Annotated in this window: 14 protein-coding genes; 3 read left to right on the top strand and 11 right to left on the bottom strand. The window is 49.3% G+C overall.

Going from position 1 to position 14,129, the window contains the following annotated elements:
* Window positions 1–85: 85 nt before the first annotated feature.
* On the bottom strand, window positions 86–928 hold the full coding sequence (locus tag B9P82_RS12630) for a 23S rRNA (adenine(2030)-N(6))-methyltransferase RlmJ (RefSeq protein WP_016154881.1): 843 nt from the start codon (window positions 926–928) through the stop codon (window positions 86–88).
* 214 nt (window positions 929–1,142) lie between these two features.
* On the opposite strand from B9P82_RS12630, the gene prlC reads away from it, so the two are divergent.
* Together prlC and rsmJ are read left to right on the top strand one after the other, a co-directional pair.
* Complete coding sequence (prlC, locus tag B9P82_RS12625) at window positions 1,143–3,185, top strand: oligopeptidase A (protein ID WP_046274490.1); 2,043 nt, start codon at window positions 1,143–1,145, stop codon at window positions 3,183–3,185.
* 8 nt (window positions 3,186–3,193) lie between these two features.
* The gene (gene rsmJ, locus B9P82_RS12620; protein ID WP_101700420.1) at window positions 3,194–3,946 is read left to right on the top strand and encodes a 16S rRNA (guanine(1516)-N(2))-methyltransferase RsmJ; all 753 of its coding nucleotides are present in this window, start codon (window positions 3,194–3,196) and stop codon (window positions 3,944–3,946) included.
* Between the two features lie 98 nt (window positions 3,947–4,044).
* Here the strand turns inward: rsmJ and B9P82_RS12615 are convergent, their stop codons facing one another.
* The 8 genes from B9P82_RS12615 to B9P82_RS12585 all read right to left on the bottom strand — a co-directional run bounded on the left by B9P82_RS12615 (window position 4,045) and on the right by B9P82_RS12585 (window position 10,626).
* Window positions 4,045–4,332, bottom strand: coding sequence for an HPr family phosphocarrier protein (locus B9P82_RS12615; protein WP_029139725.1), 288 nt, complete (start codon window positions 4,330–4,332; stop codon window positions 4,045–4,047).
* Window positions 4,333–4,334: 2 nt separating this feature from the next.
* Window positions 4,335–5,507: a mannitol dehydrogenase family protein gene (locus tag B9P82_RS12610; protein ID WP_019078100.1), complete on the bottom strand. Its 1,173-nt coding sequence runs from the start codon at window positions 5,505–5,507 to the stop codon at window positions 4,335–4,337.
* A 17-nt stretch (window positions 5,508–5,524) separates the two neighbouring features.
* Window positions 5,525–6,223, bottom strand: a complete 699-nt coding sequence (locus tag B9P82_RS12605; RefSeq protein WP_016157694.1) for a DeoR/GlpR family DNA-binding transcription regulator — start codon at window positions 6,221–6,223, stop codon at window positions 5,525–5,527.
* 39 nt (window positions 6,224–6,262) lie between these two features.
* Window positions 6,263–6,691, bottom strand: coding sequence for a PTS mannitol transporter subunit IIA (locus B9P82_RS12600; protein ID WP_016157693.1), 429 nt, complete (start codon window positions 6,689–6,691; stop codon window positions 6,263–6,265).
* Complete coding sequence (locus B9P82_RS12595; protein ID WP_246842123.1) at window positions 6,688–7,833, bottom strand: PTS transporter subunit EIIC; 1,146 nt, start codon at window positions 7,831–7,833, stop codon at window positions 6,688–6,690. The genes B9P82_RS12600 and B9P82_RS12595 overlap by 4 nt, the downstream gene beginning before the upstream one ends.
* Window positions 7,830–8,135: a hypothetical protein gene (locus tag B9P82_RS28940; RefSeq protein ID WP_246842122.1), complete on the bottom strand. Its 306-nt coding sequence runs from the start codon at window positions 8,133–8,135 to the stop codon at window positions 7,830–7,832. The genes B9P82_RS12595 and B9P82_RS28940 overlap by 4 nt, the downstream gene beginning before the upstream one ends.
* 30 nt (window positions 8,136–8,165) lie before the next feature.
* Window positions 8,166–8,975, bottom strand: coding sequence for a sorbitol-6-phosphate dehydrogenase subunit (locus tag B9P82_RS12590; RefSeq protein ID WP_101700419.1), 810 nt, complete (start codon window positions 8,973–8,975; stop codon window positions 8,166–8,168).
* Window positions 8,976–9,426: 451 nt separating this feature from the next.
* The gene (locus B9P82_RS12585; RefSeq protein ID WP_101700418.1) at window positions 9,427–10,626 is read right to left on the bottom strand and encodes an NAD(P)/FAD-dependent oxidoreductase; all 1,200 of its coding nucleotides are present in this window, start codon (window positions 10,624–10,626) and stop codon (window positions 9,427–9,429) included.
* Between the two features lie 232 nt (window positions 10,627–10,858).
* Here B9P82_RS12585 and B9P82_RS12580 point away from each other — a divergent pair, with 232 nt between their 5' ends.
* A complete protein-coding gene (locus B9P82_RS12580; RefSeq protein WP_101700417.1) occupies window positions 10,859–11,362 on the top strand; it encodes an RrF2 family transcriptional regulator in 504 nt (167 codons plus the stop codon).
* Window positions 11,363–11,562: 200 nt separating this feature from the next.
* On the opposite strand, the gene dtpB is transcribed toward B9P82_RS12580, so the two are convergent.
* Both dtpB and uspA read right to left on the bottom strand, forming a co-directional pair.
* A complete protein-coding gene (gene dtpB / locus B9P82_RS12575) occupies window positions 11,563–13,035 on the bottom strand; it encodes a dipeptide/tripeptide permease DtpB (RefSeq protein WP_019078104.1) in 1,473 nt (490 codons plus the stop codon).
* Between the two features lie 281 nt (window positions 13,036–13,316).
* Entirely contained in the window at window positions 13,317–13,754 is a 438-nt protein-coding gene (gene uspA, locus B9P82_RS12570; protein WP_003023368.1) for a universal stress protein UspA, read from the bottom strand.
* Window positions 13,755–14,129 lie beyond the last annotated feature (375 nt).

The following is a 14,129-nucleotide window of genomic DNA, read 5'->3' as shown; positions in this document are numbered from 1 at the left end:
TTGTAGGGCGGAGAAGCGTTACGCCATCCGCCAAAATATTCGCGATTGTATACCTGAAATTAAAAGGTTCCACCGATGACTGCGATTACTCCGGCACGATCCAGCTTACCGACGTATGACCGGTTCCTGCCGGAACCAGTTTGCTGTGCAACCACGGCAGGACACTGTTCATCTGCTGCTCCAGCTTCCACGGCGGGTTTATTACAATCATACCGGACGCCGTCATGCCGCGCTGATCGCTGTCCGGACGCACCGCCAGCTCAATCTGCAGAATTTTGCGGATACCGGTGTCTTCCAGGTCGTGGATCATGCGTTTGATTTGCTGGCGCAGAACTACCGGATACCACAGCGCATAGGTGCCGGTTGCGAAACGCTTATAGCCTTCGTTAATACCGGTCACCACCGCCTGGTAGTCGCTTTTGATTTCGTAGGGGGGATCGATAAGGATCAGCCCGCGACGGGAAACCGGCGGTAATTTTGCTTTTAGCTGCTGATAACCATCGGCTTTGGCCACGCGTGCGCGCTCATCTTTCTGGAATTCGCCGCGCAGCAAAGGAAAGTCGCTCGGGTGCAGTTCCGTTAATTGCAGGCTGTCCTGTTCTCGCAGCAGCTGGCGAGCAATTAACGGAGAGCCGGGGTAATAGCGCAACTGGCCGCTACGGTTGAAGTGCTTCACCACGCCAATGTAGGGTTCCAGTTCGGCAGGCAAATCGTCCTGCTGCCAGATACGGGCGATCCCTTCCAGATATTCACCGGTACGTTCGGCATGCTCACTGCTCAGCTGATAACGGCCTGCGCCAGCATGGGTATCCAGATAGAGAAACGGTTTTTCTTTCTCTTTAAGCGATTCGATGATCAGGCTCTGGACGGTGTGTTTAAGGACGTCGGCGTGGTTGCCAGCGTGATAACTGTGGCGATAACTCAGCATGGGTAAACGTGTTCCAGGTTATAAACGTAGGCCCGAAAACAGCGCAATATCGGGCGAAAATAAAGCGTATCGCCATAGTATACAGAAAAGTCGTCACTGCCGCGAAAGCGCAACGCCTGGCATTGAAATCCTCTACACTTAACCCCATTGTACAAATTAATATGCACAGCGCCGGATACGCGCTTCATTCACTCTTTTCAATAGGACCGCGCTAATGACCAATCCATTGCTGACCCCCTTCGAACTGCCGCCATTTTCTAAAATTCAGCCTGAGCACGTCGTGCCTGCCGTGACTAAGGCGCTGAACGATTGCCGCGAAAACGTTGAGCGAGTGGTTGCGCAGGGCGCGCCGTACACCTGGGAAAATCTTTGCCAGCCGTTGGCGGAAGTTGACGATGTGCTGGGGCGTATTTTCTCTCCGGTTAGCCACCTGAACTCGGTGAAAAACAGCCCGGAATTGCGCGAAGCCTACGAACAAACGCTGCCGCTGCTGTCTGAATACAGCACCTGGGTTGGGCAACATGAAGGTCTGTACAAAGCGTACCGCGACCTGCGTGACGGCGATCATTACGCTACCCTGAACACCGCACAGAAAAAAGCGGTCGATAACGCGCTGCGCGACTTTGAGCTTTCTGGTATTGGTCTGCCGAAGGAAAAACAGCTGCGCTATGGTGAGATTGCCACCCGCCTGTCTGAGCTGGGCAATCTCTACAGCAATAACGTCCTCGATGCCACGATGGGCTGGACTAAGCTGGTGACTGATGAAGCGGAACTCTCCGGCATGCCGGAAAGCGCGCTGGCGGCTGCAAAAGCCCAGGCTGATGCTAAACAGCAGGAAGGCTACCTGTTAACGCTGGATATCCCAAGCTACCTGCCGGTGATGACCTACTGTGATAACCAGGGGCTGCGTGAGGAGATGTATCGCGCTTACTCCACTCGCGCGTCTGACCAGGGGCCAAACGCTGGTAAATGGGACAACAGCCCGATAATGGAAGAGATCCTCGCGCTGCGCCACGAGCTGGCACAACTGCTGGGCTTTGAAAGCTACGCTTTTAAATCTCTGTCCACCAAAATGGCGGAAAACCCGCAGCAGGTACTCGACTTCCTGACGGACCTGGCGAAACGTGCCCGTCCTCAGGGCGAGAAAGAGCTGGCTCAACTGCGCGCCTTCGCGAAAGCGGAATTTGGTGTCGATGAGCTGCAGCCGTGGGATATCGCTTACTACAGCGAGAAACAAAAACAGCACCTCTATAGCATCAGCGACGAGCAGTTGCGTCCATACTTCCCGGAAAACAAAGCCGTTAACGGCCTGTTTGAAGTGGTTAAACGTATTTACGGCATTACCGCTAAAGAGCGCACTGATGTTGACGTCTGGCACCCGGAAGTACGTTTCTTCGAACTGTATGACGAAAACAACGAACTGCGCGGCAGTTTCTATCTTGACCTGTATGCCCGTGAACATAAACGTGGCGGGGCGTGGATGGACGACTGCGTCGGCCAGATGCGTAAAGCCGACGGTACGCTGCAAAAGCCTGTTGCCTACCTGACCTGTAACTTTAACCGCCCGGTGAACGGCAAACCCGCGCTGTTTACCCACGATGAAGTGATCACCCTGTTCCACGAGTTCGGCCACGGTCTGCACCATATGCTGACCCGTATCGAAACCGCCGGTGTTTCAGGTATCAACGGCGTGCCGTGGGATGCGGTCGAACTGCCGAGCCAGTTTATGGAAAACTGGTGCTGGGAGCCCGAAGCGCTGGCATTTATCTCTGGTCACTTTGAGACCGGTGAGCCGCTGCCCAAGGAGTTGCTGGATAAAATGCTGGCGGCGAAAAATTACCAGGCGGCGCTGTTTATTCTGCGTCAACTGGAGTTTGGCCTGTTTGATTTCCGTCTGCATGCGGAGTTTAACCCACAGCAAGGGGCGAAAATCCTCGAAACGCTGGCGGAAATTAAAAAGCAGGTCGCCGTGGTGCCGGGCCCAACGTGGGGCCGCTTCCCACATGCCTTCAGCCACATTTTTGCTGGTGGCTATGCGGCGGGTTACTACAGCTACCTGTGGGCCGACGTGCTGGCGGCGGATGCATTCTCTCGCTTTGAAGATGAAGGGATTTTCAACCGTCAAACCGGACAATCGTTCCTCGATAACATTCTCACCCGTGGTGGTTCTGAAGAGCCGATGGAACTGTTCAAGCGCTTCCGTGGCCGTGAGCCGCAACTGGATGCAATGCTGGAGCATTACGGGATTAAAGGCTGATTATTCACGTGAAAATCTGCTTAGTAGATGAAACAGGCGCCGGAGACGGCGCCTTATCTGTTCTTGCCGCCCGCTGGAATCTTACGCACGATGAAGATAACCTGATGGCGCTGGTGATGACACCGGAACATCTGGAACTGCGTAAACGTGATGAGCCCAAACTCGGCGGTATCTTCGTGGATTTCGTTGGCGGTGCGATGGCCCATCGGCGCAAATTTGGCGGTGGTCGCGGCGAAGCGGTGGCGAAGGCGGTTGGCATTAAAGGCGATTACCTGCCGGATGTGGTTGATGCGACTGCAGGGCTGGGGCGCGATGCGTTTGTGCTGGCCTCAGTAGGCTGCCGCGTGCGAATGCTGGAACGTAACCCGGTCGTGGCGGCGCTGTTGGATGATGGCCTGGCGCGAGGGTATGCTGACCCGGAAATCGGTCCGTGGCTGCAGGAACGTTTACAACTGATCCACGCCTCAAGCCTGACGGCGTTAACCGATATCACCCCGCGTCCGCAGGTGGTGTACCTCGACCCGATGTTCCCGCATAAGCAGAAAAGCGCGCTGGTGAAAAAAGAGATGCGGGTGTTTCAGTCGTTGGTGGGGCCGGACCTGGATGCGGATGGGCTGCTGGAGCCTGCGCGTCAGCTAGCCACTAAACGTGTGGTAGTGAAGCGCCCGGATTACGCACCGCCGCTGGCGGATGTCGCCACGCCGAACGCGGTAGTTACGAAAGGGCATCGGTTTGATATTTACGCGGGGACTCCTGAATAGCCTTTCCACTTAACTCGATCGTGGGTGGTGGTCATCATAATGCTCCCAAATCTTCGGATGTTGGCGCTTATTTAAAAATAAGCGCCAATGATATTAGCTTATTCACCTAAACCATTTTCGATTTCGGCGCTAAGTTTTTGTAATGCAATTTGGGCATCTTCACCCAGGAATACGATATTGACTTCATGGCCTTTTTTTATACCCAGGGACATGAGAGCCATTAGACTCTTTGCATTTACGTATTTATCACTTCTTGCAAGATTTGCGATCTTAACTTCACATTTAAAGGGTTTTAATGTCGCAACCAGGTTTGCTCCTGGACGAGCATGTAGACCATGCTCATTTTTTATGATGAAACGAGCATTGCAATTGGCATCAGGCATCATAATTAACACTGTGTCGTTGGAATTAAATTTTCAGCATCCAGCGCTAAATATTGCTGTGCAACATTAAGCGTCACAGGGTGATTTTTAGGTAAGCCAATGATTTCGGCAGCGGTAGTCAGCAATCCCATTCGTTGCATTTTCTGTTGCAGTTTGACAGAGGCTTGATCGTCTTCGGCATAATAAGCAAGGCCGCAAGCGATCGCTTTTGTGAGGGGGGTGTAATCGAGGTCGTGTTTAAGACAAAGTTGCACGACACCCATTAAGCGATCCTGATAAGCCAATTTCCGAATAGGATCATAGGCGACACGATGAATCGAATCCGGGAGTTCGTTTTTAGCTTTAGGTAAGTACTCCAGATCTTTTAATGCTTCACGCGTGATTTGTGGGTATTCGGTCATTACCGCAGTAATTGTGACATCGTGTACCGCATTGGCCAAATCTGAAACCTGAGGATCGGCTGAGGCATCAGGAATGGTTTTGTAACCTTTCAGGTGTCCATACCAGGCGGTAGTAGCGTGAGGGCCATTGATGGTAAATACTTTGATGTCTTTAAGCATTTCCAGATGTTCGCGTGGCTCTAGCCATTCCACACCACTGATGTCGTTATAAAGAGGAGTTTGAATGATCAATGAGGCAACGGCGGTGCTGTCTATCTGGGTTGCGTAGTGCGTTTTGGCATCGGTGGAGCGTCTGACAATTGAGTCGCGGATCGCTACGTGGGTGTCGAACCATTGACGCGCTTCAGCAGATGGGATTGCGTCACGGTACCAGCCTTCAATATCTTTAATAATATGATTTTTATTTGTCAGGCAAATTAATGACATTTTTTTGTTTGGGTCGATATGATATTGATGCTCAAAACATTTGCCAAGATACTGAGCGGATTCTGCAAAATCCTCTGGATAAAGTGGACACATAATGACAGACGACTCAAGAAAGTCATTCATGACAGAATAGTTGTCATCGGTCAAAAAAGCATTAAAGTTGGTGATCTCGTGTAAAATGATGTCATCAGTACGAAAAACCTGAACGGTATATTTGTTTTCACGGTTCAGTTCATCAATAACTCTTTGGTCTTTATCCAGAAATGTTATATCCCAGCCAGCATTGTCAAATGTTTCGCCCACAAAGCCTTTACCAAGGCGGCCAGCGCCTATAATTAATACGCGTTTCATTATAACTCCTCATATTATTAGATATCCTTGCTCGTGAATATATGATTTATATCCTTGAGTGAGGACACCACGAAATTAGATCTGGTCTCAAGTTTTTCTTCGGTTACAAGAATGGCAACTTCATTAGAGACTTCAGCCATTTTTTGTTTGGTATAACACTCATCCAGATCGGGAATAGTTACACCGACTTCACTGTCAACATGCGCAACACCCATAAAGTATATATCCGGGCGAATAGCATTTAATTCGCGAATAGTTTCAGCACCAATTAAAACCAAAGAGTTTTTATAAAGCCTGCCCCCTAATCCTATAACCTCTACATTCTTGTAATCACTTAATAAATGCAGAATAGGGATGTTATTAGAAACAACAGTGCATTTTAAATCTTTGGGTATTAGCTTTATGAGTTCGTAGTTAGTTGTTCCTCCGTCAATTAAAATGACGCTATTTTCTTTAATTAAATGTACGGCTTTCTTTGCCAGCTTTACTTTCTCATTGGTGTTCAGATCCTGCCGGACATTAAACTCAGTGATGGCAGGCCCGACGCGTATTGCGCCACTATGAACACGATGAATTACTCCTTGATTCGCAAGCTCATTTAAGTCGCGTCTTATGGTGTCCTCAGAAACCTTAAGACGCTCACTTAATTTACTGACAACAATCTTTTTCTCTTTCTCAAGTATTTGAAGAATAATATCTTGTCTTGCCGCTTTCATCGTAATGACTCATTTTATTCAGAGAATAATGAGTATATCTTAGATGTTTAGCACTTGTAAAATATATTCTATAGAGTTAGCGGTTCGTAATGCCTGAACATTCTTTTCTTCAATGCAAATTAAGGCGATTTTATTTAACAAGTCCATATGTTCGCCTTCTTTACCCGCGATACCTATGGTTATATAGGCAGTATTTCCATCACCAAAGTCTATACCGTCAGGAAACTGTACTAAAGAAATGCCTGACTTAATGATTTCGCAATCTGAACCATCCGTACCATGTGGTATTGCTAAACCATTGCCTAAATAAGTTGAAACAATCTCCTCTCTGAGTTTCATTCTCTGAACGTATTTATCTGTCACATAGCCATTCATTTTCAGAATATTTCCAGTAAGGGTTATAGCTTCAAATTTATCGTTGGCATGTGCATTAAGAATAATGTTCTCGGGGATAAAGATGTCACTCATGCTGGCACCTCTTCATGGTTTTCATGATTATGCGATTTTATAAACGCAACTGTTTCGTCATAATCACTCAACTTAATAAAGTTATTAACGGTCATAAACACAGTATCGGTGTTTTCACAGCTTAATTTTGCGCGCTCAAGGAGCCCAGATAAAGTAATTACCATATCGTAGTCTCTACCCACTCGGTTTGCTGAATCGTTAATAACCTTAATATAGCCGAGCCCTTCTTCTTGTAGTCGTTTACGTAGAACAGAAGCGCCCATTGCGCTAGAACCCATCCCGGAATCACATGCGACCAATATACGTTGCACCTTTTTTACGCTGGTATTGGGTAAGCCTGGGACAAAATCAGCCACAGATTTAACCTGACGCCCGCCGACAGTCACTGGGCTTTCATCATCATCTTCTGAACCGGGGCTGATTTTAAGTATTAACCAGCCCAGCGCGCATGACACGATAAATCCTGCGCTGATGGACACCAGATTGGCAACGATGGCGCTTTTCGGCGTCATCATGGCGATAGCGATTAAACTGCCTGGAGATGCAACGCCGATCAACCCGCCTTCCATGATGACTTGTAAGAATAAGGAGACGGCAAGTCCTCCCATTGTGGCGAATACCAGTAATGGATTTGCCAGCACAAACGGAAAATAGACTTCACCGATCCCCGCTATACCTGCAATAAACATCGCCATCGGTGCTGTTTTCTTCGCGCGTCCACGTCCAAACAGGGCTATCGCCATTAATGTTCCGAGCAGTGGGCCATTATTGGTATCTACCAGGAACATGATTGATTTACCCAGTTCGGGAACCTGGGCGAAACCAATTGGTGCGAGAATGCCGTGGTTAACCACATTATTCAGGAACAGAACCTGAGCGGGCGCCATAAACACTGACAGTAAAGGGAGTAAATTATTGCTGGTACACCAGTTTACCCCTGACGTGATAATGACAATCAGCAGGCGGATAACCGGCCCAACGGTCATATAGGCGAAAATAGCGCAGATCAGGCCAATAATTCCGAGACTGAAATTATTGACGAACATTTCAAATCCCGGCTTAATTTTGTCCTGCACTTTTTGGTCAAATTTCTTCAACAGCCAGGAAGAGAGTGGCCCCATGACCATCGCCCCACTGATCATCGTGATTTCTGACCCGACGATAACGCCCATTGTCGCGAATGCAGCAATGACCCCTCCACGTTACCGTGGATGTTATATCCTGCGGTATAGCCAATCAGTAATGGAAAAAGGTAATTTAGGATTGGGCCAACCATTTCACCTAATTTTTCATTAGGGAACCAGCCATTAGGGATAAAGATGGCGGCCATTAAACCCCATCCCACAAACGCTCCCAGATTCGGCATAACCATGCCGCTCATAACTCCACCAAACTTTCTAATTTTTGCTAACGCAGGGCTATTGGCAATTCGACTGTTCCCCATGGTCGGCTCCATTCTTATATTGATGAGTGATTAATGATGCGATTTACCGCCGGTAATATTGATTACGGACCCGGTGATATAAGAAGAATGATCGGAAACCAGGAAAGAGATCAGGTCGGCAATCTCTTCAAGTTTCCCCGGACGACCAAGAGGAATAATGCCTTTATAGTCTTTATGAACATGATTTGGATCGGTTCCTCGTGTGTAAGCCAGCGCCCGGAAATTGGCTTCGCTGTTCATTGGCGTTGGTACATTGATGGCTGGCTCAACGCTAACAACGCGCACATTGTGGGGGCCCAACTCTTTCGCCCATGAAAATGTGAAGGCGTTAACGGCGGCTTTCGTTGCGGAATAGCAGCTCTGCCCGCGTGAACCCTGAACACCTGCTTCGGAAGTCATATTGATAATGACGCCTGATTCTTGTTCGACCATCTGGCGCCCAATGGACTGCGATACCAGAAAAACAGCTTTCTGGTTAACATTGACCATAAAGTCGAAATCATCTTCGCTCAGTTCATATTCTGGTTTTTCTTTAAATACATCGACTAACAGGCGTGGACGGCTGACACCAGCATTGTTGACTAAACCGTCTATATGACCAAACCTCTTTACCACTGAGGCCGTGAGCTGCTCAACTTCTGTTTTTTTGGTCACATCGCATTTGATGAAGATGATGTCGTCGAACTGGCTGAAGTTTGTATTGGGTGATAAATCGGCATAAACCACGGTTGCACCGTTGGCGTAGAGATTCTCAACCATTTTTTCACCCAGGCCCATACTGCCACCCGTCACGACCACGACTTTACCGGAAAGATCCAACCACTTTGTTGCTTGATCCATTTACGTTCTCCCACTTTTCACGATTGACTGACAGCAGCTGCCTGGGTATTTGACATTCGATGCCCGCAGCATTTTGTTTACATGTTTATGCGGTTTTTTGCGTGTTTATAATCTATGCGCAGAAAAACGCATTGCCTACGAAGATCGTTGATTTTTGCGATGCTAATCACAGGATACATTTTAAATTCTTTTAATTCAGTTGGTTGCTTATATTTCTTGTGTTTTGCGTAAAGGATCGCATTTCTGGCGTGTACGATTGTTAATCGATTCATTAATGCGTTTATTTGCGCGTTTGCTTTTTTAATGCGTCTTTATGCGTGATTAAAATTGAGGGGAATAATTGATAAAGAACCATGTATATAACTGATGGGGCATTGCTGGGGAGGTTGTATGGCACTGGCGACTTCCTGACAGAGTGATTGTCCGTCAGGAAGACTATGTTTACTGGAGGTTAGACAAACGGTGCGTATGGGTCAGCCATCTCAAATGCGACGGCTCTTTCCGCTTTCGGCGGATAAATCAGTTCACTGACAATCGAGACTTTCAGTTTCTTCGCTTCTGCGCGAGTGAGTTTGACCTGCTGATCCCATCCTTCGGTATACACCGCGCCCCACGCGCCGAGATCCAGACAGGTGACGTACATCTCCTGACGGTACGGTGAAGGTTCTACACCCAGCAGGCTTGCAGCGGCGTTATTACCGGCAAATTTACCCAACAAAATAGCGTGCTGGCAGGTCATTAACGCATGGTTGCCTTTGTCATCGGTGGCGGCGTAGGCCACATCGCCAGTGGCGTAGATATCATCATGACCTAAGACCTGCAGATTGGCATTCACATGCAGGCGGCTCTGTCGATCGCGCGGGGCGTTAATCTGTGCTGTCAGGCTATTGGCCTGCACGCCGACGGTCCAGATAACTGTCTGAGAGGCAATAACCTGCCCATCTTTCAGCGTTACGCCGCCGGCATCCACGCTTTCTACTTCTGCATTTACCAACCATTCGATGCCCAGTTCAGCGGAGGCTTCGATTATCACGTCGCGTAATTCCTGGCTCCAGCGCCCGGCAGGCTGAGCACCGCGTTCAACTACGACCACTCTGGTCTTAGCATCGGCACCCAGAATCTCACGCAGACGACCAGGCAATTCCAGCGCCATCTCAATCCCGGTAAAGCCGCCACCACAGACCACCACCGTATTGCGAGCCTCACTTTCCGGCTGTAATGCCAGGTCTGTAATGTGCTGCTCCAGTGCGGTGGCGCTCTCGAGCTGGTCGAGGTCAAACGCATGCTCGGCTGCACCGACAACGGCGTCGCGGTTAACGTGACTCCCGCTGGCGAGTACCAGGCGGTCGTAGCGGCGCAGATGAATTTCACCGTTGGCATCTTTCCAGCTCACCTCTTTAGAGTCCGGGATGATCTGCTCGACGCGACCTTGCAGGAAGTTGACGCCGGTAACGTCAAACAAGGGTTGCAGTGGGGCGACCAGGGTTTGTACGGCGCGTTCATAAAAGCGTGGGCGGACACGCAGCTCTGGCTGTGGTGCAATTACTGTAATATCAATGGCCTGCTGATGTTTATCCGCCAGTCGTGCGGCGCTTAATGCTGCCCACATACCGGCAAAACCGGCGCCCACGATCAGAATTCGTTTACGCATTGGGGGGTTCTCTCTGGTGACTACGAACAATTTACTCGGATTTTATTTGTCGTAGTTAAGGATTGCAATGCGATCAGGAACCTTTTTGTCCTGATGTCGTAGAGTGTTTGATTATCTATTTGATAAATATATGATTAAAGTTTTTATATAAATATGGGTTGTGCTGCTGTCTGGAATGAATGAGACGAAAAAGCTACAATTAACTCAGATTCATTTTGGCTGAGATAAGAGAATGGCATTTTACAGTTCCGGGGTTGAGTACGGCATTCATAGCCTGATGTGTATGGTCGACAGCAAGGGCGACGCGCGGGATATGAGCGTGCGGGAAATTGCCGAGCTGCAAAGCGTGCCGTATGACTACCTGGCGAAAATTTTCACCCGTTTGTCGAAAGCGGGCCTGGTGCGCAGCATTGAGGGAAAGGGGGGCGGTTTCCAGTTGGCTAAACTTGCTGAACACATTACGGTGCTGGACGTGGTGAATGCCATTGATGGCGATAAGCGCATCTTTGAGTGTCGTGAGATTCGCCAGCGGCTGGCGCTATTTGAGGAGCATCCGCCGGAGTGGGCCTGTGAAGGCATTTGTGGTGTGCGCTCGGTAATGGATATGGCTCAGCAGCGAATGGAAGAAGCGCTCGGTCAGCATACGATTCTGGATTTGGCGCGCAAAATGTACCGCAAAGCGCCGGACACTTTTGTGGTCGAAGTTCAGGAGTGGATTAACGCTCGCAAAGGGTAGCGATTGAAAATTCCCGGTGCTCATCCTCGGTTAGAAGCGTTTTCCACTGGTGTGATAAAACTGAAGTCTTAATCAACGCAATATCGTTCATGGTCATGTCCATGCATGATGACCTGTTTGTATAAACTACGCTCTTACAATGCAGGACTTAAAAGGCAAAAAAAAACCGCGATGTGACTCGCGGTTAATGATAAAAAAGCTTATTTACTGCTATCTGGCGTATTAATCATTCGGTTCAGCCAAGGCACCATAATCGCCATCACCACCGTGACAGCCAGGGTGACCAGGCCTATCTTACTGAAGACGTTGGTGTAGATCGGCAGCGTTTGCAGCGGGTCGGTGATGTTCTCCGGTACGGCAGTAAACGTGGCGACATACCCGCCCATCAGGAAGGCGGCGGCTTGCGTCAGGAACCACATCCCGAGAATAAAGCCCATCAGGTGCTGCGGCACGAGAGCGGCGACCATCGCCAATCCCAGGGCACTAATCAGCAGTTCACCCAGGCTCTGGAACAGATATACCAGCACGATAAACCACGGCGACGTCAGCCCCTGCGCATCCGCAAACCACATCCCGGCAGCGGCTGCCGTCAGGAAGCCCAACGAGCACAGGAACATACCGAGCGTAAATTTCATCGGCATAGTCAGGTCTTTGCCTTTGTTTCCCAGACGGGTATAGATCGCGGCCAGTACCGGACTTGCCAGCACCACCCAGAACGGGTTCAGCGCCTGGAAGCTCACTGGGTTAATGGCGAAACCGAGAATTTCATGGTGCACGTTATTGATAGCAAAGAAGTTCAGCGATGTCGGCATCTGCGCGTACAGCACGTAGAACACAACTGCTTCCAGCATCAGGATGAAGGCCACGAACATCTTGTTGCGCCCGGTTTTATCCAGTTTGAATGCCTGACGGAAGAAGATGATAGTCACGGCAATCGACAGGACGATCAGCACCAGGTTGGCAATCTGCACGTTGTGCATCAGCCAGGCGCAGATAAATACCATCACTACCGTACCGGCCAGCACGTACAGCAGATTACGGAAATTCAGTGGCTTATGGTCTGGCTCAGAACCGATATTTTTTACCATCCCACGGCAGGCAAAGTAGACCAGCAGCGCGACAATAAGCCCGGCCCCGCACAGGTTGTAGGTCACCGCGTAGCCAAACTTATCGGCAATCACCGGCGCCAGCGACAGCGACAGCAACGAACCGATGTTAATCGACATATAAAACAGGGTGAAAGCACCGTCCAGACGGGCGTCTTTTGGTGGATAGCATTTTGACAACAGGCTTGCCGGGTTGGCTTTAAACAGCCCGTTACCGACGGCAATGGTACCCAAAGCAATAAAGATCAGATCGGGCTTGAGCAGCGACATCCCGGTCATGAAGTAGCCGATTGCCAGCACAATGGCACCGAGAACCAGCGTGCGCTTAGTGCCTAACAGGTGGTCGCCGACGTAGCCGCCGATCGAGATCAGGCCGTAGACCAGCGCAGCAAAGGCACCAAAGGTGACAAATGCCTGTTCCTGTGAAAATCCTAGCTGCTTAACAAAGAATACCGCCAGGATGCCCTGAACGCCGTAATAGCCAAATCGTTCCCATAATTCTACAAAGAAGATCATGAAGAACGGACGAGGTTGCTGCAGCAAGCCCGTAGGTGCAGTTTTATTCATATTCCATCGCCTTTCAAAGCCATCCCGAAAAGTATGAACGCGTATGCTTAAACGCGCCGAAAAAGTCTTATTTTGTTATAGACTGCGGCTATTAGCCGCGAGAGTAGAGTATTATAGAGATTGTTTTCGATCCAATTAGTTGATCACACTAATTATGATTTGTTTGTTGGATTGATGTACTAATTTTGTCCGAGTGATAAAAACAAAAACGCCCGCACAGGCGGGCGTTTACAGGCTTAACTACTTGCAGCAGGCCGGGCTATTTCCCGGCGGCAAGCATTTTATGCTTCTTCGTCGTCACGCAGCGGAACAATCAACATGTCGACGTGGACGGTGTTGATCAGTTGGCGCGCGGAGGACATCAGTTTGCTCCAGAAATCCTGGTGGTGACCACAAACGACCAGATCCATGTCGTATTTTTTGATGGCATCAACCAGAACCTGACCCAGGTCGCCGCTACCGCTCAGGGTTTCGGTGATTGGGTAGCCTGCGTTGGTGGACAGCTCGGTTAACGCGTGGTGGGTTTCTTCAGAAATGCGTTTCTGCATGTCGCCCAGATTCACGTCGATAAGGCCGGTGTACAGGTCGGAATAGTTTACGTCAACGTGGATAAGGGAAACTTTAGCATTGTAAGGCCGCGCCATAGAGACCGCTTTTTCAACCAGAACTTTGCTTTCCGGAGAAAGATCAACCGCGATAAGAATGTGTTTATAAGCCATAGTGTTACTCCTTCCATAAGTTGTCGATGACTAGCCTGCTGGCGTTTCTCTGCCGCCGCGTCATCCGCGTCCTGCGAACCTTGTGCGCGGGGCTAGCCCAGTCGTAAAAACGTACCATATAAGGACTATCCTTACATTATAGCGACCAGAATAATCCGTCAATCCGCCTTGCTTGCCAAGCAGTTAAACAAATTTTTTAGTTAATTGCATTGATAGCGATTAACCTTCTGGCAAAAAAATTAACTAATCTCCTACACTATCTAGAGGGGCGTTCGAATGCGTGATACTAATACGAACGGTTTCTTCAGTACTCTTCACTGAATGGTTTGGCAGGGTATCGGGGAGCGGTAGTCCCGGAAAGGAGTTCCGTGGGCG

This window comes from Citrobacter sp. L55 (assembly GCF_002850715.1).
Lineage (GTDB): Bacteria > Pseudomonadota > Gammaproteobacteria > Enterobacterales > Enterobacteriaceae > Citrobacter > Citrobacter braakii.
This window is presented reverse-complemented; position numbering and strand designations above follow the sequence as displayed.